18 protein-coding genes are annotated in these 25255 nt (G+C 49.2%); 16 read left to right on the top strand and 2 right to left on the bottom strand.

The window, feature by feature from the left end; translation table 11 throughout:
* Positions 1-44 precede the first annotated feature (44 nt).
* The 14 genes from ACKTT9_RS35265 to ACKTT9_RS35200 all read left to right on the top strand — a co-directional run bounded on the left by ACKTT9_RS35265 (position 45) and on the right by ACKTT9_RS35200 (position 15825).
* Positions 45-926, top strand: a complete 882-nt coding sequence (locus tag ACKTT9_RS35265) for a carbohydrate ABC transporter permease (protein ID WP_127457874.1) — start codon at positions 45-47, stop codon at positions 924-926.
* 31 nt (positions 927-957) lie between these two features.
* Positions 958-1827, top strand: coding sequence for a carbohydrate ABC transporter permease (locus tag ACKTT9_RS35260; RefSeq protein ID WP_246069314.1), 870 nt, complete (start codon positions 958-960; stop codon positions 1825-1827).
* A 191-nt stretch (positions 1828-2018) separates the two neighbouring features.
* Positions 2019-2933, top strand: a complete 915-nt coding sequence (gene rarD / locus ACKTT9_RS35255; RefSeq protein WP_407869666.1) for an EamA family transporter RarD — start codon at positions 2019-2021, stop codon at positions 2931-2933.
* 659 nt (positions 2934-3592) lie between these two features.
* Positions 3593-4459 carry a MurR/RpiR family transcriptional regulator gene (locus ACKTT9_RS35250; protein ID WP_407869665.1) on the top strand — a complete coding sequence of 289 codons (867 nt, stop codon included), beginning with the start codon at positions 3593-3595 and terminating at the stop codon, positions 4457-4459.
* A gap of 179 nt (positions 4460-4638) precedes the next feature.
* Complete coding sequence (gene murQ / locus ACKTT9_RS35245) at positions 4639-5553, top strand: N-acetylmuramic acid 6-phosphate etherase (RefSeq protein ID WP_127457870.1); 915 nt, start codon at positions 4639-4641, stop codon at positions 5551-5553.
* A gap of 31 nt (positions 5554-5584) precedes the next feature.
* Positions 5585-7024 (top strand): ABC transporter substrate-binding protein, encoded by a 1440-nt coding sequence (locus ACKTT9_RS35240; RefSeq protein ID WP_157317658.1) that lies wholly within the window; start codon positions 5585-5587, stop codon positions 7022-7024.
* A gap of 101 nt (positions 7025-7125) precedes the next feature.
* Complete coding sequence (locus tag ACKTT9_RS35235; RefSeq protein ID WP_157317659.1) at positions 7126-8031, top strand: carbohydrate ABC transporter permease; 906 nt, start codon at positions 7126-7128, stop codon at positions 8029-8031.
* 19 nt (positions 8032-8050) lie between these two features.
* Positions 8051-8911, top strand: coding sequence for a carbohydrate ABC transporter permease (locus tag ACKTT9_RS35230; RefSeq protein ID WP_157317660.1), 861 nt, complete (start codon positions 8051-8053; stop codon positions 8909-8911).
* A gap of 34 nt (positions 8912-8945) precedes the next feature.
* Complete coding sequence (locus ACKTT9_RS35225; protein WP_407869664.1) at positions 8946-9914, top strand: GNAT family N-acetyltransferase; 969 nt, start codon at positions 8946-8948, stop codon at positions 9912-9914.
* Entirely contained in the window at positions 9915-10622 is a 708-nt protein-coding gene (locus ACKTT9_RS35220; RefSeq protein ID WP_407869663.1) for a PIG-L deacetylase family protein, read from the top strand. It abuts the gene before it with no gap.
* 93 nt (positions 10623-10715) lie between these two features.
* Positions 10716-11858 (top strand): exo-beta-N-acetylmuramidase NamZ domain-containing protein, encoded by a 1143-nt coding sequence (locus ACKTT9_RS35215; RefSeq protein ID WP_407869662.1) that lies wholly within the window; start codon positions 10716-10718, stop codon positions 11856-11858.
* A 29-nt stretch (positions 11859-11887) separates the two neighbouring features.
* Entirely contained in the window at positions 11888-12805 is a 918-nt protein-coding gene (locus tag ACKTT9_RS35210; protein ID WP_407869661.1) for an N-acetylglucosamine kinase, read from the top strand.
* A gap of 162 nt (positions 12806-12967) precedes the next feature.
* Positions 12968-14620 (top strand): beta-N-acetylhexosaminidase, encoded by a 1653-nt coding sequence (gene nagZ, locus ACKTT9_RS35205; protein WP_407869660.1) that lies wholly within the window; start codon positions 12968-12970, stop codon positions 14618-14620.
* Positions 14620-15825, top strand: a complete 1206-nt coding sequence (locus ACKTT9_RS35200) for an anhydro-N-acetylmuramic acid kinase (RefSeq protein ID WP_407873176.1) — start codon at positions 14620-14622, stop codon at positions 15823-15825. The genes nagZ and ACKTT9_RS35200 overlap by 1 nt, the downstream gene beginning before the upstream one ends.
* 1031 nt (positions 15826-16856) lie before the next feature.
* On the opposite strand, the gene ACKTT9_RS35195 is transcribed toward ACKTT9_RS35200, so the two are convergent.
* Together ACKTT9_RS35195 and ACKTT9_RS35190 are read right to left on the bottom strand one after the other, a co-directional pair.
* Positions 16857-18557, bottom strand: a complete 1701-nt coding sequence (locus ACKTT9_RS35195; protein WP_407869659.1) for a hypothetical protein — start codon at positions 18555-18557, stop codon at positions 16857-16859.
* Positions 18558-18601: 44 nt separating this feature from the next.
* The gene (locus ACKTT9_RS35190) at positions 18602-18988 is read right to left on the bottom strand and encodes a DUF4280 domain-containing protein (RefSeq protein ID WP_407869658.1); all 387 of its coding nucleotides are present in this window, start codon (positions 18986-18988) and stop codon (positions 18602-18604) included.
* A 213-nt stretch (positions 18989-19201) separates the two neighbouring features.
* On the opposite strand from ACKTT9_RS35190, the gene ACKTT9_RS35185 reads away from it, so the two are divergent.
* Together ACKTT9_RS35185 and ACKTT9_RS35180 are read left to right on the top strand one after the other, a co-directional pair.
* On the top strand, positions 19202-22465 hold the full coding sequence (locus ACKTT9_RS35185) for a stalk domain-containing protein (protein ID WP_407869657.1): 3264 nt from the start codon (positions 19202-19204) through the stop codon (positions 22463-22465).
* 16 nt (positions 22466-22481) lie between these two features.
* Positions 22482-25250, top strand: coding sequence for an adenylate/guanylate cyclase domain-containing protein (locus ACKTT9_RS35180; protein ID WP_407869656.1), 2769 nt, complete (start codon positions 22482-22484; stop codon positions 25248-25250).
* Positions 25251-25255: the final 5 nt, after the last annotated feature.

Here is a 25255-nt window from a genome sequence, read left to right as displayed (position 1 = left end):
GGTATGTCCTTTTCCTTTATCGGTAAGGAAGGGAAGTGTCCGTTATGGATAAAGTCATGTCCAATAAATCCATGATCGCTTTGTACGTCATTCCCTCGTTACTTCTGGTTGTGGCCCTGATCTACATGCCGATCGTCATGACGGGCTATTACGGATTAATGAAGTGGGACGGCGTCGGTAAAATGAGCTTTATCGGCTTGCAAAATTACATGGAGCTGCTTCGAGATGAGCTGTTCTGGAGCAGTGCGAAGCATTCTTTTCTGCTTGCTATTTTTTCAGCGTTGAGCTTGCTCGTCTACTTGTTGGTAGCGTTGGTGCTATCAGCCAATCTTCGTGGAGCCAATCTGTTTCGCAAAGTATACTTAATTCCGATGCTGCTGTCCTCAGTAGCAATTGCCCAACTATGGCTGAAAATTTTCCACCCGACGAACGGAATGCTTAATCATATCCTGACGTCGCTGGGGGTCCAGCATACACCTGAATGGCTCTCGAATCCATCGATTGTTCTTTATGCGATTTTTATTCCGATCCTGTGGCAGTACGCGGGATTCTACATTCTGATTTATTATGCCGCTTTGAAAAATGTGCCCAGTTCGCTGATTGAATCCGCGCGTATCGACGGCGCTAGCCCATGGCGAATTGCCTTGTCCATTCGTATTCCTCTGATCGCCGAAGTCATGAAAGTGACTGTAGTCCTTGCAGTTGTAGGGTCGCTGAAATATTTTGACCTGATCTATGTGATGACAGGCGGGGGGCCGAATGGTGCCAGTGAAGTTATGGCTTCCTACATGTACCGCAAGGCGTTCAAAGGCTACGATTTCGGCTACGCCAGCGCGATTGGCTTTTTCCTGTTGATCATCTGTCTCGTTGTGACATGGCTGATTCGCAAAGCAACGGCATCCAAGGATAACATCCAGTATTCGTAACGAAAGGAGCTTGATTAAGATGAATATCGAAATGATTGAGCGTCAAGCGCAGCCTCAAATCATGCGGAGCAAGCTGCCGGGACGGATTGGATATGGCGTGCTGTATGCTATTTTGACCATCGTTGCTGTGATTCAGGTCGTTCCTTTGTTGTGGCTTATGCTGTTTTCTTTAAAAAATAACGAAGAAATCTTTAATCTGGCGCCAATGGCCTTTCCGGAACGGCTGCGCTGGGAAAATTATGAGAAGGTGTGGACGCAAGGACATATCAATAATTACTTTTTCAACAGTGTCTGGATGACAGTGGTTTCTGTAGCAGTTACGGTGTTGTTGGCCAGCCTGGTCACCTTCGCATTAACGCGGATGAAGTGGAAGCTGCAATCGTTCGTGCTTGGCCTGTTCATGGTCGGATTAATGATCCCGGTGCACTCGACGCTGATCCCGCTGTTCAGTTTTTTCACTAAAACACATCTGACCAACCACCCATTATCCATCATCCTGTCGTACATCTCGTTCAATCTACCGATTACGATTATGATCATGCTCGGATTTTACTACACACTGCCTCGTGAGGTGGAAGAAGCGGCTGTCATGGATGGCTGCTCGGTGAATCGTATGTTCTTCAGCATCACGCTGCCGATGACCGTATCGGTGCTTTCCACGGCTGTTATTATCAATATGATCTACAATTGGAACGAGTTTATTTTCGTCAATACCTTCATTAGTTCCGAGAAATATAAAACGCTAACCGTCGGGGTGCAAAATTTCATCGGTCAATATACGACAGACTGGGGAGCTATCGGCGCTACGTTGATGATCAGTATTTTGCCGATTCTGCTGGCTTTCCTGCTGCTCAGCAATCGCATCGTGGAAGGTATTGCAGCGGGCTCTGTTAAAGGGTAATAAAATTATAGGGTGTCCACTTTTGAAACTCTCGTCTATCGGGGGTTTATTTTTTTTGTGAAAAAGTGGACTTAACTAGGTACGGACAGATGTGACACTCTATGTTACAATAGGACAATGCAAATTGACCTGCGGATGAAATAACTAGATTCACAGGGTTCTGTAACTAGACATTGAAAGAAGGTTTGACTATGAAAAAAGGGCTCTGGTACGCCATTATAGCTTATATCGCATGGGGCTTGCTGCCTGTTTATTGGAGATCGTTTGAGACGCTGCTGGCTGGGGAAATCTTGGCACACCGTGTTATCTGGTCATTTGTTTTTATGGGTCTGCTTCTATTCGTAGGCCGAGGCAAGATGACGCAGCTGCGAAACATGTTTACCAACCGCAAGACTTTGCTCGTGGTCGCGGCAAGCTCAATTCTGATTTCGTCCAACTGGCTGATCTTTATCTGGGCTGTTAACAATGGCCATGTTATTGAGACGAGTATCGGATATTACATTACCCCATTGTTTAATGTCATGCTCGCCGTCCTGTTTCTGCGGGAAAAGCCGAACTTTAGCCAGTGGATTGCTGTCGCTTTGGCGGGAGCCGGCGTTTTGGTAGCTACGATCGACTACGGCAGATTCCCGTGGGTATCTTTGTCGCTGGCGGCTTCATTTGGCGTTTACAGCCTGGTGAAAAAGAAGGTGTCCTACGAAGCATCGATTGGACTGGCTGGGGAAACCGCGTTTGTTTTTCCTATCGCTGTCGCATATATCGTTTACTTGCATTTCACTCATCATGAAGCGGCTTGGTCGCTTCCTACTGTTTCGTTTGTGCTGCTTCTATTGTCAGGCGCGGTAACGGCTTTGCCTTTGCTGTGGTTTGCCAAAGCAGCCGCGCGGCTTCCGTTATCGATGCTGGGCTTCATCCAATACATCGGACCTTCGATTACGCTGCTGCTCAGCATTTTCGTATTTAAGGAGAAGTTTTCGCCGGTGCTGTTTATCAGCTTCTCCCTGATCTGGGCTGCGCTTATCGTCTACGCGTTGGCGTCGATGCGGGTGGCTAGGACGAACGCCGCTACTGCTAATGCTGCTGCTTCGGCTGTGGAGGCGGGGTAAGTTTGGGCGCATATGTGGCAGGGAAGATCTGATTACTTGGAGTAGCTAGTTTAGTCAGAGCGTGAAATGGCGGTAGACGTGTAGTGTTACTGGGAGTAGCTAAAAAAGATGGAAATTGTCCAGTTATTCACCTGGAAAACGAAGATTTAAATAAATTAGCGGTGGTTATTCCAGCTAATTTATTAGAGCCCCCTCACCAGCAGCGAGTTAGCTAACCCAAACCGCGGATAGAGGAACTACGGGGCGCTATTTGAGGTTAATCAGCACTGGCTCCGTCCTAAACGGAACTACAGGGCGCTATTCACCCCCGAATCTGCACATTTCCGCCAAAATCGGGTAAATAGAGGAACGTAGTTCCCTCCGACTAGCCAAATGCCCGTTTTCAGCAAAATAGCGGACCACAGTTCCCTCTCCCATAGAAAGGGCTATCCCGCAAGTCTAACTAGACTTGTACGGATAGCCCTTTATTTTTTTCTTTGGAGCAATTATTTGCTCTGGAATTTAATTTTACAATGGTAAATATTCGATGAAATAAAATTTCTTGATTGGCGACTGGGAATCCGTTAGGATAGGAGAAGATCATCTTGTATTTTCAAAAAAATATTCGTATGATATTAGTGATTTTAGCTCAGAGAATATATGGCGAGTAGGGAAAAGCGATGGCAATTAACGATAACATTTTGATCAAAATTCGGGATATGAAAGAAAGTCTTACGCCTGTAGAGAAACTGGTAGCCGAGTATGTCTTAGAGAACTTGGAAGAGATTCCCCACTTATCGATTAAGAGTCTCGCACAGTTGACGAAAACGAGCGACGCATCGGTGCTGCGGTTCTGCAAAACGATGGGTTACAAAGGTTACCGTAATTTTATCGTCAGCATCTCTGCTTCAATTGGCTCTATGGATGACGAGCAGAAGGATCAGTATACCGATATTCAGCCTGGGGACGATCTTTCGATTATTATCTCTAATATTTCCCGTAACAATAGCAAATCAATTGAAGATACATTAAGTGTGATTGATAAAAATGAAATCGCCCGCGCGGTGAAGGTGCTGCGCGAGAGCAGCCGCATTGTTTTCTTTGGGATTGGTGCATCCGGATTGGTGTGCATTGACGCGGAGCAGAAGTTTTCGCGGATTAACAAGATGTGCCATAGCTACACAGACGGACACAGCCAACTCACCAATGCCACACTTCTTGATAAATCAGATGTAGCCATTTTTATTTCTAATTCCGGCAGCACCATTGAAATTTTAGAGTCGCTGGACATTGTCAAAAAGAATGGCGCTACGGTCATCGCGATTACGAAATATAACAAAAGCGAGTTAGCGGAAAAGGCGGACATCGTGCTCAGTATTTCGACACCTGAGGTTACAATCCGCAGTGGGGCAATGGGTTCGCGGATTGCTATGCTAACGGTCATTGATATTCTTTTTGCTGGAGTCGCCAGCGCTGAGTACAAAAAAGTGAAGAAATATTTGTCCAAAACACATGATATCATCGCTAGCATCAAGCACCGCAAATGAATAAGAAAGACAACGGCTAAGCATCATAAAGTCGTTGTCTTTTTTTTGTCGTATTCCAAAATAAAAATTCAAATTTTTTTTGTAAAATAAAATAAAATTTCAAAAAGTATTGACCATGGTGAAATTTTTCGCTAGTATGAATTTAGAAACTTAAAGAAACAGGATAGGAGGATGAGACAATGGATGAGTATCTGTCGGGGTTGACTACGGAAGAGATTAATGAGAAAACACTGATGATCGACGAATGTACAACAGAACAAATGCTGCATTTGATGAATGAGCAGGATGCGACAGTTCCCGCAGCCGTAGGAGCGGAGATTCCGCAGATTATGAAAGCGGTTGACATTTTGCATCATGCACTGAAAAATGGTGGCAGAATGTTCTACGTAGGGGCCGGATCTTCTGGCAGACTCGGTGTGCTCGACGCTTCTGAATGTCCTCCTACTTTTGGTGTAGATGCCATGCTGGTGCAAGGTCATATTGCTGGAGGCGACGTGGCCCTAAGATTTGCGGTTGAAGGATTTGAGGATAACGCAGAAGAAGGGGTCGCACTTATTGAGCGTTGCGGAGTGACTGACAAAGATGTGGTTATTGGGATTACAGCTAGTGGAAGCGCACAATTCGTCATTGCTGCTTTGAGAAAAGCGAAGGAAATTGGGGCTGCGACAATCGGCGTTGTAAATAACAAAAACTCGAAATTAGCGCCTGTCTGTGACGTATGCATCGCGCCTGTCGTTGGGCCGGAAGTCATTATGGGATCCACCCGTTTGAAAGCGGGGACAGCACAGAAGCTGGTTCTAAATATGCTTACGACTTGTACGATGGTCAAATTAGGGAAGACTTATAACAACCTAATGGTTGACATGAAAGCAAGTAATATCAAATTGCGTGATCGTTCCGTACGGATTATTCGGGCGGCATCAGGCGTTGACGATGCGACTGCGATCGCCCATTTGGAAGCTGCTTCCATGAATTGTAAGCTAGCCATCATGATGATCAAAACAGGCATGAATGCCGCGGACGCTGAACAAGCCCTGCAGCAAAGTGAAGGAAGTTTGAAAAGAGCCATACGTACCTTTGTTCAAGTTGTGTAAATAACTGAAATTATTAGGAGGTCTGTTTTTCATGAAAAGAAAAATGCCCGTATTAGCATCCGTTGTAGCTTTAACAATGGCTTTAACCGCTTGTGGTGGCGCTTCAGGCACGAAAGAATCAAGTTCACCGGCTGCATCAGCTCCAGCTGCAAGTGCTGGTGCTTCAACAGCGAAAGATACCATTACGGCACTTTTGCCGCCGGTTTCACCGAACTACCAAAAAACTTTCGAACAAATGTCCAAAGATTTTAATGCGTTATATCCTAATCTGACGTTGAAAATCGAACCGGCTAGCTGGGAAGATATGAAGCAGAAATTGGATACACAAGTGAATGCGGGCAGCCCGCCGGATATTGCATTCGGAGGCTCTGACGGTATCCCGAAATACGTGCAGCAAGGTTTGCTCATGGACATCACGGATACAGCAACTCCTGAAATGATTAATGATTATGACAAAGCTCCACTTGATTACATGAAAAATGGCAAAGGTCTTTACGGCTTCCCGGCGTACATGGAAGTACACGCATTGGGCGGAAATAAAGAGTTCCTAGAAAAAGCAGGAATCGATTGGAAAAAAGTACAGACAAACGGCTGGACGTATGACGAATTCCGTCAAGCGATCAAAAAAGGCGTAGTTACTGAAAACGGCAAAACGCGTTACGGTTTTGTGTTTGCGGTGAAAGGCGTTGCTGCAGTTGACTACTTGGGTATTATGGCGAAAAATGCCGGTATGCCGAACGCATTTGATAAAGATTTGAAATATGCATACACTAGCAAAAATTACTTGGGTCTACTGAAAGACCTTCGTCAGCTGATTGATGACGGATCCATGCCGAAAGAGCTTAGCTCCGTAGACGCTGGTAAACGTTGGAACATGTTCTTGACAGGTCAAACGATGATCACAGGTAAAGGTCTTGCCGTGTTTGAGAACTCTGCAAAAGCAAACAACGCAAAACTGAAAGCAAATGATGCAAGTGCAGTAAAAGATTCCATCCCTGTTGATTATGTTGTATTGCCGGCTCCGACTTTCCAAGGTGCTAAACAATCCGCTGCTGCTGTCGTTGACGGTTACATGACGTTCCGCGGTAAAAAGGAACCGACTGCCGAGCACAAAGCAAACGTTGTAAAAGCGGCTTACTTCCTAGCTAGCGGTAAAAATGCGGCGACAACAAATAATGATTTGTTCTCTGCACACATCACGCAAAGCGCTAAAAAAGCGGCTGAAAGCATGAAAATTGAGAGAAGCCCAGAGAACGTGGCTGCTGTTGAATATATGCTTAAAAATGCAACGCCAGCTCGTTCCGATATCCCAAGTGAACTAGGCGCTAAAGCGATCAAATTGGAAACGGAAGTTATCGTTCCTAAGTTCCAAGGTCTAATCGCAGGCGAAGTTACACCTGAAGCGATGTACGAAGCTGTGAAAACTGCTGCAATTGCTGCATTTGGCGCAGACGGCGTTGTAAAAGACTAATTAAAAACCGTACATTTCGGATAGTCGTGAAAGCAACTCACACGACTATCCGAACTATTTTAATCCGGGTTTTCTGAAACGGGGTTTGGGGGTTAGAGGAAATGGCAACGAATATCGCTAAACCGATAAAAAGAAGAGGAATCAAAGGAGAAGGTGTCTGGGGATATGCATTTATTGCCGTCGCTTTGGTTGTTTTTGCGATGTTCACCGCATATCCGGTTGTAAGTGCATTTATCATCAGTCTCCAGGAATACAAACCTCTTGGTTCCACTTATGTTGGATTCGCCAATTACGCTTCTTCATTAAAAGATCCTTTATTCTGGCAAGCCATGCGCAATACGGTCGTCTATACGATACTGACCGTGCCAGTTAACTTGATCTTATCCATGGTGATCGCGATCTTGATTCTTCCGCTGAGGAAGAAAACGCAAGGATTCTTCAAAGGTATTTATTATTTGCCAGTCGTAGCATCCGGTGTTGCTTTATCAGTCGTATGGCTTTGGATCTTCGATCCGCTTGAGGGCGGGATTCTCAATCAACTGATTCATTTCTTCGGATTCAGCAATCAGAACTGGTTGGGGTCAAGTAAAACAGCCATGTTTTCTTTGGTTCTGATGTCTTGGCTATCCAGTCACGGCACAAGCATTATCATCTACCTGGCTGGACTTCTTGGTATTGATGATACGTTCTATGAAGCAGCGGAAATGGATGGCGCGAACTTCTTCCAGAAGCTGTGGTACATTGTTGTTCCTGCATTGAAACCAGCTACATTATTCCTTTTGGTAACGGGTGTTATCGGTTCTTTCCAAGTGTTCCAGAACGCTTACCTGATGACCGGCGGTGGCCCGAACAATGCGACGACGATGGTTGGCCTACTGATTTTCAACAATGCCTTTACTTATTTTGAATTCGGTAAAGCCGCGGCACAATCGCTGATTCTAGCTGTTATTATCGCAGGGATTTCCGTTATTCAGTTCAAATTCGCAGGAAAAGATGTCGACTATTAAGAGAGGGGATGGATAAATAATGGCTTTATACAGCAGTCATGCAGGCAAACCTAGAGTAAAAACCATTCGCAATTCAATCATTTTTATCGCCCTTCTCCTTTTTGCTTTGGCGACGATATTTCCAATCTATTTCATGGTCATTTCATCCTTTGCAGATCCGGTTGAGGCAGGAGCGGTGAACTACTCCATTTTACCAAGCAAGTTCACATTCGCTTCCTTCAAATATTTCTTTGATTATAGCGAGTATTCGTATCGGTGGATTCTGAACTCCCTGATCGTAGCTACTACTGTCATGGTATCCAATGTGATTTTCGCCAGTATGGCTGGGTATGCATTTTCCAAACTTCGTTTTAAAGGGAGAGGCGTGCTGTTTGCGGTATTGCTCGTCTCCATGATGATTCCTTACCAAGTTACACAAGTTCCTTTGTATATTCTTGTTGTGAATGTGTTCAATTTGCAAAACACGTACAGCGCATTAATTATGCCGGGTATCGTTACGGTCTATAATATTTTTCTTGCTAAACAGTTTATGAGCAGCATCCCGAACGAGATTATGGAAAGTGCCAAAATCGAAGGGTGCAGCCAGTTCACCATCTATTGGAGAATCATTCTGCCTTTGTCCAAAACCGTCCTTGCCGTTATGGCGATTCTAACGTTTATGGATAGCTGGAATACGTTCTTCTGGCCGCTTCTGGTCACCAATACGATGGATATGCAGACGATTCAATTGGGACTCAAAAACTTCCGCTTCGCCAATACGACGTTTATCGCGCCGATGATGGCAGGGGCTACGATCTCAGCACTACCGATGTTTATTCTTTTCTTCAGCTTGCAAAAGTACTTCTTAGAAGGTGTAACGGTTGGAGCGGTAAAAGGCTAATACAAGCCGAGCGTGGGGGAGGGTTCACTTCAGCATGATTGTGACTTGGAATCAACAATATCGTCAAGCCGTTATTGATTTGTGGAATGAAGAAGCCGTGAAGGATGGCTATAAGGAACTGACGGAAGAAACCTTTGAGCGTATTTTCACGGCCAATCCTTATTTTGATCGTGAAAACACCTTTGTGTTACTGGATCAAAATGAGGTCAAAGGCTTTGCCTGTGGCTGCACAGGGGATGATCTGCCGCTTGGGGAAGTGGCTGGATACATCACCTGCATCGTTTTGGCCGAGAGGTTCCAAACAGATCAGAACTATCAAGGCATGTTAGACGTATTAGAGCATCGTTTTCAGCAATTGGGGAAAAAGCAAGGCGAGGTCTTATTTTTTAATCCAATGTTACTGCCATGGTATATACCTGGGACTCCGAAGCATGAGCATAACAATGCGCCCGGCGTGCCGATCGAAAGTAAATTGTATGCGTTTTTGCTGGAAGCAGGGTATGTGGAACGTGCGAAAGAATGCGCGATGTATTTGAAGCTGGACGGTTTCACCATACCGGAGGATGTAAGAGCCAAGGAGCTTAAGGCGTCAGCTGAAGGATACACGGTGGAATTGTTCGATACGGAAAAGCATAACGGCGTTAAGGAAATGCTTAATGGCTTTAACAATCTTTTGTGGCAAAGGGAAATCGGGCAATGCACGGCAGAAGGTGTGCCAGTGGTCATTGCTGCATATAAAGGCAAAGTCATCGGATTTGCAGGCCCGGTCATTCGTCAAGACAACGGACGCGGCTACTTTGCGGGCATCGGCGTGCTTCCTGAGCATGAGGGCCATGGGCTGGGCAGCCTGCTTTTCTTTAAGCTGTGCGAAGCATTCCGTTCAATAGGGACGGATTACATGTCGCTCTATACAGGCAGTACGAATCCGGCCATTCGCATTTACGAGAAGGCAGGTTTTACAACCGTCAAACAATTTTCTGTGATGAGAAGGGAGTTTGTGTAAATGAGCGAGCAAAAGTTAACGATATTAGCGATCGGCGGCCATGTTGGGGATGCTGAATTAACGGCTGGAGGCGTATTGGCAAGCCACTTCTTGAAAGGTGACCGTATTGCCACGTTGGCATTAACAGCAGGTGAACGAGGTGTCCCGGCAGGACAAGATATGGCGGAATATCGCGTGCAGAAAGTGAAAGAGGCGAAAACATTTGCCGAAATGCTGGGCGGGGAAGCTTTCGTCTTCGACGACATTCCTGACGGCGAGCTGCAGGATAACCAGGAGATGCGCTTCCGTGTATGCGATGTCATTCGTCAAGTTCGACCTAACGTGATCATTACGCATTGGAAAAACAGCATGCACAAGGATCACATGACCACGCACCGCATTGTGAACGATGCCCGTTTTTTTGCTGCCTTGCCGACATTTGAACGGGAGCTTCCAGCCCATTTTGCACAGAGATTGTATTATGCCGAGAACTGGGAAGACGCGGTCGACTACCGTCCGTACGTCTATGTTGATTACGATCAGGATGCCTTCGATCTATGGGTCAAAGCCGTTTCCACACATTGGTTCGTAACCGGCAGCAAGTCGTTCAAGTACTTGGAATACTACAAGCATTTGATGAGAGTCCGCGGGCTTGAGGCCAGAAAAGAATATGCACAAACGTTCATGATTCCAGAAGAAAATATGCGTGTGCTCAAAACTGAATTATAGAAAATCATCCGACCTCTACACGCAGCCGCTTATCACGAATATGGCTTGGGTAGAGGTTTTGTTCAATAAAAAGAAGCGAGCGAGGGGAAAGCTATGATTCTTAATGGGATTGATTGTATCGGGCAGTATGCTCATCTATTCAAAGGGAAACGGCTGGGGTTGATTACGGCGCCAACGGGATTGAACAAGGATTTTGTTTCTACGATTCAAATTTTGCATGAAAATTTCAACCTAGCGGCCTTATTCTCTCCGGAGCATGGGGTGCGGGGAGATCAAGCCGCTGGCGCGCTGGTGGAAACGTACTTGGACCCGATTACACAGGTGCCGGTACACAGCTTGTATCGCAAAGATTCCAAACGTTTGAGCCAAGAGATGCTGGATGAAGTCGATATGGTCGTCTATGATATTCAGGATGTAGGAACCCGCTATTATACGTTTATTTATACGATGTTATATGCTTTGGAAGATTGTGCGAAAGCAGGGAAGCCTTTTGTCATTCTCGACCGGATTAATCCTTTAGACGGGGTGACGGTGGAAGGCAATATTCTAAAACCGGAATATCAATCTTTTGTAGGCAATTATCCGCTTGCAGTCCGTTACGGGATGACCGTCGGAGAACTCGCTTTGATGGCAAATGATCAGATGAACTGGCAGTGTGAGCTGCATGTGGTCCGCTGTGAAGGTTGGGAGCGAAACATGCTTTTCCCGGAGACGGGCCAAGAGTGGATCATGCCTTCCCTGGGACTTCCGCGATTTAGATCAGCTTTGCTGTATCCCGGAACTTGCATCTTTGAAGGCACGAACTTGTCGGAAGGACGTGGGACAACCGTTCCTTTTGAAGCCATAGGGGCTCCGTTCATCGATGGGCAGAAGCTGGCGGATGAAATGAATGCCAAGAAGCTGCCAGGCGTTGTTTTCCGGCCGGTCTATTTTAAACCGAGTTTCTCGAAGCATCAGGGAGAGTCCTGCAGCGGCGTTCAAATTCATGTGTTGGATACTCGCGCTATTCAGCCTCTTGAAACGGGGATCACCCTGCTCTACACGATCAAAAACAATTATGAAGAGTTTGCTTTCCTGCCTCCTTTCCGAGAAGGCTCCAGACCTTTCATGGATTTGTTGTGCGGAGACAATGTGTATCGGCAAGAGCATGTGAACGTTCCGGATCTGCTTCAGCAATTTCGTGAAGAGAGCCAGACCTTTGCACAGATGAAACAGCAGTATCATTTGTACAAATAGAATAAACGGAAGAAGTGATAAGTAACCCAATGACAAGATACGTAGCGGGGCTAGATGGCGGAGGTACCAAAACAGCGGTAAAAATAGCTGACGAGAGCGGTCAAGTGGTGCATAGCTTTGCATCTGGAGCGATTAACTATAATGGGCAAGATGCGGAGAGCATCAAGCGGAGTTTTCAGGATATTTTTCAAGGTATTAGCGATGCCTGCGGGGGACTGGAGCACTGTGAGCAAATCGTGATTGGCGCAGCAGGGGTTAGCAATCCTACGGTTACATCCCGCTTGGAGGCGAATGTTAGAGAATGCGGCTATCAAGGGAACGTATACATTACAGGTGATCAGGAAACGGCGCTTTGCGGCGCGCATGATCGTGAATACGGCATCATTTTAATTGCGGGAACAGGGTCTATTTGTTATGGCAAAAAAGAGGACGGAACGATTCACCGTGCCGGCGGTCTGGGACACCTCATCGATGATGAGGGCAGCGGTTACAGCATCGGCCGCGACCTGTTGTCTGCGCTCGTACGGGCTAATGATGGAAGAATCGGGGAGACTGTCATTACCGGTATGGTCTATGAACAGCTTCAACTGACGAATGTTCAGCAGATCGTTGGATTTGTTTATAACAAAGAGACGAACAAGAAGGACATCGCAGCCTTGGCGCCTATCCTGTCTAAGGCTTGCGAACAAGGGGACGAAACAGCGCTAGCTATTGCGGCTAAAAACGCTGCATCGCTCTTCGAGACGGTCGTCCCTGTCGTGGAAAAGCTGTCCATGCAGCACGGAAGCCTTGCGATGGCTGGAAGTGTATTGCTGAACAATAACCATGTGCGGAACGCGTTTGTTCAAAAACTGAGTGAGAAATATCCGGATTTGGCTTGTATTACGGCTAAAAAGGATGCGGCGAGTGGTGCTGTTTTGATGGCGTTGAACCGTTTGAAGAAATAGGCTGCGATTGAGTGAGACGGATTGAGATAGACCGAGATAGAGTGAGATGGATATAGATAGAGTGAGATAAAGCGAGATATGGCTAGAAAGAGCAAGATAGAGGAAGACATAAAGAGTTAATTTGCGGATAGAAGTTTTTTCAGCGAGGGAGAGGGATAGAGAATGAAAAAGATTCAGGACATGACGCTAAGAGAGAAAATCGGGCAGATGCTTCTTTGTGGATTTGAAGGCACGGAAGCGACAGAGCAGCTCAAAGCGCTGATTGCTGAACACCATATTGGCGGTGTTATTTATTTTGCGCGTAACGTAGAGCAAACTGGACAGGTAGCAGATCTATCCGAGCAGTTGCAGCAAATCGCCGAGCAGTCGGACACGTTACCGCTTTGGGTTTCGATCGACCAAGAGGGCGGGATGGTTGCCCGTATTACGGAAGGCGTTGCTTTGATGCCAGGGCAGATGGCGCTTGCGGCGGGATCGATTGGGCTGAAAGAGGGAACAAAAGTTGGAATAAAAGATGCAGGCGACGCCGCATACGAAGCTGCGTTCATTTCGGGGAAAGAGCTCAGAGCGCTTGGAATTAACTTGAACTTTGCTCCTGTGCTCGATGTGAATAATAATCCGGATAACCCGGTTATTGGCGTACGGTCATTCGGCGAGTCTGCCGAGCTTGTCGCTGAATTCGGACAGCGTTCGGTGCAAGGCTTCCAGGATGCTAACGTTGTTGCGACAGCCAAACATTTCCCGGGACATGGCGATACGAGCGTTGACTCCCATTTGGATTTGCCTACGATCAAGCATGAGCAAGAACGGATTCGTTCCTTGGAGCTTGTGCCATTCATCCAAGCGATCAAGGGCGGCGTCGATGCGATTATGTCATCGCATATTTATTTCCCGGCTTTTGAGTCCGAGAAGCTGCCTGCGACGCTTTCCAAGTCCGTGTTAACCGGACTGCTGCGAGAGGAGCTGGGCTACGAGGGCGTCGTGATGACAGACTGCATGGAGATGAATGCCATTGCAGAACATTATGGCACAGTTGCCGCAAGTGTTATGGCAATTGAAGCCGGGGCTGATCTTGTGCTCATCAGCCATAGGCTTGACCGCCAGATCGGCGCTATCGACGCGATCGAGCAGGCTGTTAAAGAGGGGCGTCTGAGCGAAGCGCGCATCGACGCATCCGTGCAAAGGCTGCTCGCGCTCAAGGAGCGCCGCGGGTTGTTTGCGCCGCAGACGGGCTCGGCGGCTGAAGTAGGGACCGCGGAGCATTGCGCGGTCGCCCAACGTCTCAGCGAAGCCAGCATCACGCTCGTCAAAGACGAGCAGGGGCTGCTGCCGCTGAAGCGTGTAAGAACGCTAGCGGTCACCGTGGCCGCAGCGGTTTCATCCGGCGTCGACGAAGCGTACGCCGGACCGGCAAGTCTGGGCGCAGCGCTTGCTGAGCGCGGCCTTGACGTGCTCGACCGCGTGCTGCCGTTGGCTGAGGTCGGCGGGTTGACGGGCTCGGTGCTGGCCGCAGCGGAAGAAGCGGAGCAGATCGTCATCGGGACGTACAACGCCCGATTCCATCCGGCGCAGGTCGAGCTGGTGCGCGCCCTGCAAGCACTCGGCAAGCCAGTAATCGTCGTCGCGCTGCGCGTGCCGTACGATTTGCTTGAGTTGCCGGAGGTTTCGACCTTCATCGCGGCTTACGAAAGCCGTCCGCTAGCGCTGCAAAGCACAGCCAAAGCTCTACTGGGTGAGCTGGAGATGAAAGGCCATCTGCCCGTCACGCTGGGCTCCGGATATCCCGCGGGTTGGAAATGGGAGGGCGGACTGTGATGCTCCGTACCCTTCTCAACCAAACCTCGCTGACCGTAGCGGGCATCATGTCTGGCACCTCCCTGGACGGCATCGATGTGGCGATCGTCCGAATCGATGGCAGCGGGATTGATGCCAAAGTCAAACTGCTTCACTTCGAAAGCTTCTCCTATGAAGAGGAAGTACGCGAAAAGCTGAAGCAGCTCTGCTCCATTGATCACTCGAATGTTGCTCTATTGTGCGGCATGAACTTTGCCATTGCCGAGCGGTTTGCTGACGCGGTGGTGCAGACGGCTAAGGCTGCGGGAATGAACATGGATGAGATCGATCTTATCTCCACCCATGGACAAACCGTCTGGCACATTCCGGTGGCGGATGAAACCGATTCTTATTTGCCGAAATCAACGCTGCAAATCGGTGATTTATCCGTCATCGCCAAGCGGACCGGCCGTGTAGTTGTCGGCGACTTCCGCACCGCCGATATGGCGGTAGGGGGACAAGGTGCTCCCCTTGCGCCATACGGAGATTTCATTATGTTCCGAGATGCGGCCAAAGGGCGCATCCTGCAAAATATCGGCGGCATCGGCAACTGCACCGCAATCCCGGCTCAGGGAACGGCTGCAACCATGTCCGATGCCAGCCAGCTCATTGCTTTTGATACAGGTCCGGGTAACATGATTATGGATCAAGTCGTCTACGAGTTGTCCGAAGGCCGGCTAACCTATGACGCGGATGGCGCATGGGCGGCTCGCGGTCAAGTGCACCCTGAGCTGCTGGAGGAGATGCTGGCGCATCCTTACTTTGCTCAGCTTCCTCCGAAAACCACGGGGCGTGAGCTGTTCGGCAAAGCCTACACGGCGGCATGGCTCAAAAGCGCATTGGCTCGCGGACTCGCTCACGAAGATATCGTCGCTACAGCGACGGCGTTCACCGCGCACTCCATAGCTCGCGCTTATAAAGATTTTGTTCTGCCGCACTGCGCCATAGCGGAAGTCATCGTAAGCGGCGGCGGAGCACGCAATCTTACGCTGCTTAACATGATGCAGGAGCTGCTCCCAGAGCAAGCGATCCTCACCTCCGACGAGCTCGGCATCTCCGGCGACGCCAAGGAAGCCATCCTGTTCGCCCTGCTAGGCAACGATTGCATCCACGGCGTGCCGAACAATTTGCCGTCAGCGACAGGCGCGGAGCGCCTGACTGTGATGGGTAAGTTGGCTTTGCCTTAAATAATAACCTGCAAAACATACATCAAATATCGCGATTCCACGCCATTTTGGGCTGTGAGGTGCATATTTGATGTATGAAATGCAGGTTTTTTTATGTTTATGGCTATTTCTTTGCGGAATTTATGCAGTTTGTATCCAAAGTAGCGAGAACGGGACTCGTCCGAGGGATAAGTCTGAGTCTAACGGACTGAGATGCTTCTATTTGAGCGATTTAAGCTCAATATAAAATTTAACGGACATGAGAGACGTTAAGTAGCCTGAGATGGCCTAAATCGGCCAATAATCAAGCGAATAAAGGCTCTCAGGTCCGATAGCCTCTTGATATTGGGCGAAATAGCCAATATAAGGGCTGTGGTGTCCGTTACTAAAGTAAGGCTTAAGTTACTTTTTTGTAGATAGCTCAGATTTTGCGTTACTCGGGGATATTGGTCGGAGTGGACGAGGGCTGTGTGCGGTATGGAGTCAGTATGATGCTGATGCGGACAGAGGATTGTACGTAAGAGTGATGTGTGATGGAGAAGAGGGAATTGGTTGGAGTAGCTAGGGTAGAGGTTTTGATTAATTTTTTGTAGATAGCTCAGATTTTGCGTTACTCGGGGATATTGGTCGGAAGTGGACGAGGGCTGTGTACGGTATGGAGTCCGTATGATGCTGATCCGGGCAGAGGATTGTGCGTAAGAGTGATGTGTGATGGAGAAGAGGGAATTGGTTGGAGTAGCTAGGGTAGAGGTTTTGATTAGTTTATTGTAGATAGTTCAGATTTTGTGTTACTCTGGGATATTGGTCGAAGAGGACGAGGGCAGAGGCTGCGTGCCATATGGAGTCCGTATGATGCTGACGCGGACGGATGTTTGTACATAAGAGTGACGAGTGGCAGAGAGTAGCGAATCTAAACGGAAAGACTAGGGTAGTGAGGTTTAGATTACTTTATTGTAGATAGCTCAGAATTTTCGTTACTCAGGGATATCAGTCACAATGGAATCCACAAAAAAACAGCCAGGAGAGCCCACAAGAGGGCATCCCGGCTGTTTTTATTTTGTTGAGCTCACCTGCAGCAGGTGGGCTTCTTTGGTTTTATCAAAATGCGTCAAGGTGAAGAGATAATCACCCTTGTAATAGCTGTTCGTGTAGGTGCCATTCCCGGTACCTACTTCGGTTTCCATTACGACGTAGCCGGCTTCGTTAGGCTCGCCGCGCTTTTTGACGGTCTCGATGGCTGGCTGCAGCAGCGCCAAAGGCTTCGAGCCCCAAATGCTAAGCGAAGTAACAACCGCCTCCTTCGGGTTGCCCTTTGCCGGCTCTACCAGCAACGATAGCTGGTAGGCCGGATAGCTCAGCAGCAGCTTCACACCTGCCGTTGCTGCTGCTGCATCGCCCGCACCAGCGCCTGCGGCAGCTGGCGGGGAAGCCCCAACGGCAGCCTCACCAGCGCTAGCGCCAGTGTCAGCGGCGGCTGCCTCAGTCCCCGTGGAGGCGTCAACCGCCGCCTCCTGGCCCGCAAGCATGACGCTGGCATCCTGCAGCGTCACTTCCGCCGGTTTGCCCAGCAAGTCTTCGACTTTCTTGCTGGACAAACCGAGGAAGCCCTGCAGGCTGGCTTGGCCGCCTGCAAAAAAGCTCCGCAGCAGCGGCGCGCCGTCTGCGTCAAATACCGTGCCAAGGCCGTCATAGACGCCGACCTTGAAATCGCCCTTGTAGACGAGTTTGCCCAACTCGTCATACGCTTCTCCGGCGCCGTTCAGGGCGCCGTTCACATACGTGCCCTTGAAACGGGGCACGCCTTTCTCATCGAAGGCGGTGCCCTCGCCGCCGTACGTGCCCGCCAGGAACTGGCCTTTAAACTTCATCAGGCCGCTAGGGTAGTACTCGGTTCCGTCACCGGAGTAACTGCCGTTCTTAAAACCGCCTTCATAAACGAGAAGGCCTTTGGTATCGAACAGCTTGCCAGCTCCGCTATACTGGCCCGCTGCAAATTCCCCTTCATACTGGGCGATGCCGCCCGAAGAGAACAGCTTGCCCGCCCCATTGTAAAGGCCGCCGTTAAACGCGCCTTCGTAAAGCAGATCGCCGCTTGGGGCAAACAATTTTCCGGCCCCGCCGTACTTGCCATTTTGAAATTCGCCGATATACAGCACTTTCTGGTTGGGAGTATATAAGGTACCGGCCCCGTTGTAGGCATCCCCTGCAAAAGCTCCTTTATACAGCAATGTGCCTTGCTCATCATAGAGTGAACCGGCGCCTGATTTCTGTCCCTTTTCAAAATCTCCCTCGTAAGCGAGAATGCCGTTCTTGTGATAAAGCTTGCCCTTCCCCGCGTACAGCCCGTCAACTAGGCCGCCCTCATAGCGCGCCGCTTTCTCGGCGCCAACTACTTTGCCATTCCCCGAGAAGCTGGTCAGCTTCGTGGTGTTCTCCTGCAGAACAGGAACCCGGTTCAACCATTTATTCACGATCGCTGGCGGGCGTATGAAGATAAAAAAGATCAGGACGAGAATCAACAAGGTGATGAAAAGCAGCAGCCTTTTGGAGATGTAGTAAGAGCCGATCAAAATATAGTTTTTTAACGAGGTCTCACGCGTTTGCAGCATGACTCTAAGAATCTGTTGAAACTTAATGATCGCTAGTTTGGGCAGCCTTCCAATCGTTTGAAAGGCTTTCATAACATGTCCGATAAAAGGTGCTACGACGGGTCTTAGCACTTTTTCAATGGTTTTGACCGGCTGAATCTCCAATGATTTCACTCCTAAAAGGACGCTCGATTTTTTTATAAAATGCGTTAAGGCACCTGAATGGTCATTTGTCCTGGCTGCTGAACTTGGATGACGCCGCCCCAATTGCACATGCATTTGGAGGAGTTGTTCAGAGCCGGCATGTTAGCGACGAGCACTGTTGGCGATCCAGGAACCCAAGGGGCTGCCGTTACCGGTATGCAGGGCATGGGCGTGAGCACGCCGAATGCCGCCGCCGTTGCTGCGGCAACCATGGGATTGGCCATGGAATTACACATGCCGAACGGCAAAATGTTCACCATCGGTTTATTATCCATAATGTTTGCGATGGGCATCGCGGTCATGACCATATTCGCTGGCAGCACCATTAACGAACTGGGCGCCGCGCCGAAAGAACATTGCAGCATAGCACCGCCGCAAACAAGGTTTCCCATGGATATACCTCCTTTAATGTAACAAGTTATTTATGTAGCAGGATCCGATGCAGTTGTAGTTTCTGTTACTTTTATACTACTAGAAAAGCAGATAACCATCAATCTATTACTATATTCGATTCTTTTCGCTAAGTTTCTCCAAAAGATGGGTGCGAGAGTGTAAGAGATATTGTACTATAAAGGAAGAGTTGCAAGCGAGCGGAGGGATTCAGAGTGGCAGGGTTAAAAGCAGTAAAGCTGGGACTCGTAGTGCTACTGTCGACAGCGCCGGTTCTGGCGGCAGGGCCAAGCGTGGAAGCAGCGTCGGTAAAGGCTTTAACCATGAAAGAAGCGATGGATCAAGGGTTGAAAATAAGTTCTGTCCTGCGGGACGCCAAAACGGATATTTCAAAGAAAAAGCTGGAGCTGGAGCAAGCGCAGCATGCTGTGAAAAGTGAGGAGGCGAAGGCTTCCGGCCTGTTTGCCAAGCCCCGGAATTTAAGTCAGGACTTAACGACACGTTTGAAGGTGCCTGAGGCCAGCAAGCAGCTGTATATCGCACAGGAAACACTTCGACAATCGATGAATACGGTTCGGTTTGATGTGCAAAAAGCGTATTTAACGGCTTATCAGGATGAAGCAGCGGAAGAGAACGCACGCAAGAAATGGGAGGATGCCAAAACGGCGCTGGATACGGTTAAAAAGAAGCGGAAATTCGGGCTTGCTGACAGTGCCGAGCAGGAAGAGGCGGAGAAGACGCTGGAGAAAGCCGCATCCGTTTATAAACAAACGCAATTGACGGCCAAATCAAGCCGTTTGGCACTGGGCAAGCTGCTTCAACTGGATATGGAAAATAAAGTCCAGCTTTCTTTTGAACCGGATTACGCGAATCTGGATCAGAAGCAGCTGCCGGCCTACATAACCAGCGGGCTCAAATCGACGGTAAGTCTGCTGAAAGATACGGAGGATCGGCGTTTGGCCGATCATAAGCTAAGCACGACACGTGATCTGTACAGTTCCAAATTTGGCAGCAGCCGCATGAAGGTTATGGATGGTCTGTACAAGGCTAAGGATATCGACATGGACATGTTTCTGGCCAGTTATGAAACGACGTTGTCACAGGTGAAGAAAGATTGGGAAGGGTTTTTCCTTTTGCTTGGATTCATTCCGATTCCCAAATCTTTGCTCCAGGGAGAGTTTGACGGACTGCGTTACCTTGACGACCTGCGGGATGCATTACCTATTGCCACCATGGAACAAAATAAGGCGGTTTTGCAGGAGAAGGAAAGCCGATCAACGGTTATAGCAGCAGTGAGAGCCTCCTATATGGAAGCAAAGGGTGCGGAGGAAGGTTACGCGCAAGCTTTACGCGATAAGGATAGTGCTGTAAGCGCGCTGGATAAAGCCGCACAGAAGGTGAAACTCAGCTTGATGAAAACCGATGAGCTTGCGGCATATAAAGAAGCGGTGAGCAAAGCGGACGAGCAGATTTTAATGGCGCAAATGGGTTACGAAACTGCGCTTGGCAAGCTGGACATCGACACGGGCGGGGCTGTTGCAAAAACGTTGAAAAAGGGCATCCTGCCTTATCAAAACCTGGATGACGGGCTCGCTGCCGTCAAGCCGCAAAATCCTAAGGCGCCTGCGGGCTCTTGGAAATTGAAGGCGGCCGTCGGTCCGCTGCTTAGTGATTTTAGCGTGACGGTCAATAAAAAGCTCGGCGCCACGGACTATGCGTTGTTTACCAAAGATGGTAAAGCGATCGGTAAACGCACTAAGTTGAATAAGGCTGTGCGGCAATTAACGCTTAAACTTAGTCAGCTTGAGAACTTGAAGGTTGTGCTCTACGCGAAGGGGGAACCGATTGAGGAGCTGCTGCTGGAGGGCAAAGGAAATGCCGGACAGTTGGCGACGGCAGAAGCTGAAGCCACGGATGGTGAAGCAAGTGGTGCAACAGATGGAGCAGCAAATGAGGGAAGCTCAACAGGAGGCGAAGGAACGGCAAACGGCGAGAGTGGTTCTGGTGCTGATGAGGAAAAAGGGCCAGGTACCGTTATCATCGGTTCCTACAAAGTGCAGCTGGATGCGTTGACTCCTGAAGCCTATAATGCGGCTTCGGCAACGATGTCTTCATCGGGACAGGGGATCTTTTATAAGGCGGATGAGCCTGGAGCGGTCTGGTTCGGCATGGATAATGCCGTAGACCCGAGCGCGATCGCCGATCCGACGAGTTCCGCAGCGCTTTCGCAGAAGGATGCGGAGGCTTTGAAAGTCACCGTGGAGATTGCAAAGCCTGGTGCCATTGCTTCTTTGCAAACGCCCGAACAGCTGCAGCAGCAGATTGACACGCTGAAGAAAGATATTGTGAAGCTGGAGGCGGCCAAGGAAGCGGCCGTTACGGATATGAAGCTGAGCGAGATCGCCGATTTGGCGGTCGAGATCAAGGATGCGCAGGCCCAGCTCGGGATGCTGGAGGCGCTGCAGAAAGGCGACAGCCAGGCAGCTCTTCAGCAGATGGAGCTGGTGAATAACCCGGACGCGCTGATCGCAGCGCTGTCCGAGGAGACCGAGACACCGCCAGGCGAACCCGGCGGTGAGAAACCCCCAGGCGGCACAGCGCCCGGGAAGGACGTGGCCAGCGAGGATGCGCTGGCTGAGCAGGCTGAGCTCCAGCAGACGAAGCTGGAGCAAGCCCTTGCCGCCGGCGAGCCGGACGCTGCTGCAGCCAATCTGCAGCAGCTCCTAGCGACGCAGGCGCAGTTCGCGGATGCGCAAACGGGCGCATCCGAAGGGCAGGCTTCGCTCGCAGAGGCGAAGCTGAAGCTGGAGGCTGCGCTGAAGCTGGCGCAGGCGCAGGGGGACACGGAGCGGGTCGCGACGCTGACCCGCTCGCTCGAAGCCGTCGCCGAGGCGGTGGCGACGGCGAAGAAGGACGCGCTGTTCGCGCAGCTGGACGCCGTGCAGGTGCTTGCGGCAGCGCTGCCGCAAGAGGCAGGCGTACAGACGCAGCTTGAACAGCAGGTCACGAAGCTGCTGGAGGAGCTGCAGCAGCAAGAAAAGGCCAAGTATACGCCTGAGGAGCAGGCGGCCTTGGCCGATGTTTCAGCTTCATTGGCGGCCAGCTCAGCTAGTGCATCCATTCAACCGATTCCGGCAGAAAACGTGCTTTCTCCCAATATTTTCATCAAATTTGATGCTCCGCCTGTTATAATAAACGGGCAGGCATATTTACCTATAAGATCCGTATCGGAGTCGTTCGGTGCCGCCGTAGATTGGGACCAAGATACTCTCACGGTTACGATTAGCACGGAATATAGGACGATCACGAGCCGTATCAGTGAAGACAAAGCTTATGTTGATGGCGATCCTGTGCAAATCGACGGCCCGGCCCTTCTGCTTGAAGGAAGGACTTATGTCCCATTAAGATTCATAGCAGAATCCTTGGGACTGCAGGTGGATTGGAACGCACCGACGCAAATCATTCAGATTTCATATTAGAGGAGATTAAAGAGCGATGAAGAAATCGATTGCGGCATTGCTGCTCGTACTGCTGCTTCTGGGTGCTGCTGGAACCTACCTTGGATTAAACAGGGAAAGCTTCACACTATGGCCTTTTCACAAGAGCATGCCTTTCGACGGTTTATCGAAGGCGATCTCGGATGGGCATAACAATTTGTTTGTTATCGATAACGCGAAGAAGACGATTCACAAGCTGAACGGGGATGGTGTACTTCAGTACTCCATTACGAGCGAGACCGGGAAAAACGGGGAAGTTTACCGTTTTAACGATATGGCTGTCGATGATTTGGGGTATCTCTACACGATTCGCACCTTGCTTGATCCTTACGGGATTGCAGTGAAGTCCGAGCAGATTGTTCGCTATACGCCGGATGGGCAGTTCGACCGCAGCTTGTTCTCGCAGGAATACAATGATGCGCAAACCCAGCGGTATAGATTGGGGTCTTTGCGAAATGTTCAGGTTCACGATGGGATGGTCTATTTTTTCAATGACGAAGTACAGCAGTTAACCCTCTATCAAGCTTCGGTTGGCAAAGAGGAGACATCTGAGCCCAAGTTGGTCTACACGATAAAGCTCCCGCAAAATAAATTTGTCGCTGAGGCAGACGGCTTTAAGCCTGGCGAGATCTACTATTCAACGCGCAGCGGAGAGATCTATCGCGCTTTTGGCGACGGGCATTCCGAGCTTGTTTATCCGCTTCCCGGGCTTGATCGCACAAGACGCAATTTCCCTGAAAGCCTGCATCTCGATAATCAGGGCCGCCTGATCTTCATCGATTTTAACAATAAAATGATTTCCCGGCTTGATCCTGCACAACCTTACACGATTGAAGGACTTGTAACCGAAGAGAAGGCGAAAGCAAACGGCATAGACCTTGCTTTTGATGCCACTTCGAGTTCCATCGCCCAGGATGGCAGCCTCATTATCGTAGAATCGACGCAAATTAATCGCCGCCTGCCGGATGGGACCATTACGCCGTCCATGGTAGAAGCTCTATACAGCAAGCCGGTAAGAACCCAATTGTTTGTACATTGGTCGGTTGCCGTAGTGGCTCTAATCCTTGTGCTGTATGCGATCAAGCTTGTCTTCTTCAATTTGCTGCAGCGCCGTCTTCCTTTAATGATGAAACAGATCCTCATTCTGGTGCCGGTCATTGCGGCTTCGATGATTCTGCTGTCGACCGTCATTTATGAGAGTTTCTCGAAGAAAATGGAAGAGGAAACGTTTAGCGAGCTTATTTTACTGGCTAAAAACGGTCAAAATCTCGTCGATGGCGATAAGCTGGAAAGTATGACGTCACCGCTTGATTACAATGGTGCAACCTATCAATCTTTCCGCCGAAAGATTCAATCGGTTTTTGAAAATAACGCCAGCGATGATAATCAAGGCTTTTATAAAGCAGTGTATAAATATGAAAATGGGGTCATTTATCGGATTCTAGAAGACGATGATGGCATGCACATGTTCAATCCTTTCCAACAGACGCCTGAGAATCAGCAGGTTGTGCTTGAAGGTAAGCCAGCTACGGGACAATGGCAGGATTTCTCCGGCGAGTGGCGTTATGCGATTGCTCCTATTTTTAACTCAGCGGGTAAAATTGTCGGTGTTTTCGAAACGAGTAAAAACCTGGATGGCATCCTGAAGCATCGCCAAGCGGTACTTCAATCGATTATCCGCAATATTGCGCTCATTTCCGTTGGTTTGCTGCTTGTACTCGTTGTCATGACCTATGTATTACTGTCTTCGATCCGGAAGCTGCGCAATAGCGTCGGCGAGATTGCCAAAGGCAATTGGGACACGGTCGTTACGATCAACACACGCGACGAGGTGTCAGATCTGGGCGACAGCGTCAATACGATGGCAGCCCGCATTCGGGACTATATTACCAAGGTAGAGAACTTTAGCCAATCTTACTACCGCTTCGTTCCGCAGCAGTTTTTGCGATTCCTGAACAAGGAAAGCATTCTGGAGGTTGAACTTGGCGATCAAGTAGAGAAAAACATGTCGATTTTGATTTTTAACATCCGAAGCTTCTATTTGCTTTCCAAGAAGCTCACGCCGGAAGAGAACTTCAACTTCGTCAATTCGTTCCTTAGCAGGTTCGGGCCTTATGTCCGCAAGCATCAAGGTCTTATGAACAAGTATCTGGGTGCAGGCTTCATGGCACTTTTCCCGAATCAAGCGGATGAAGCGCTGCAGGCGTGCGTTGAGATGCGCAAGGAGTTGGATCTTTACAATTCGCATCGGGCAAAAGTCGGCTATTCGCCGCTGGATTTCGGTATCGGCCTGCATAAAGGACCGCTCCGTCTCGGGATTATCGGCGAGCAGCAGCGCCTGGAGGGCAATGTGATCTCTGACGGTGTGAATGTGGCAAGTATGCTGGAGAAAATGACGGAACCGCTCGGCGCATCCATTCTCATTACCGATCATGTGGTGCAGTCGCTGCAACAACCGGCAGCCTTTCAATACCGGAACCTGGGATTGATTCAGGTAGAAGGAGTGAAGGAGCCGCTTCGATTGTTTGACGTTTATCAGGGCGATCCGGATACGATTCGGGTACTGAAGGAGAAGACCAAGACGTTATTCGAGCAGGCGGTCACGTATTACCAGGTAGGACGTTTCTATGATGCAAGAGAAGCTTTCTTGATGGTCATTAAACAGAATCGTCAGGATAAGGCGGCACAGCTATACTTCTATATTTGTGATGAATATTTCCAACACGGTACGACAGCAGAGTGGAATGGCACATTATCTGTTTCCTGATGAAA

It is taken from the genome of Paenibacillus sp. P36 (assembly GCF_045866505.1).
In the GTDB taxonomy this organism is placed as follows: Bacteria; Bacillota; Bacilli; order Paenibacillales; family NBRC-103111; genus Paenibacillus_E; species Paenibacillus_E chondroitinus.
This window is presented reverse-complemented; position numbering and strand designations above follow the sequence as displayed.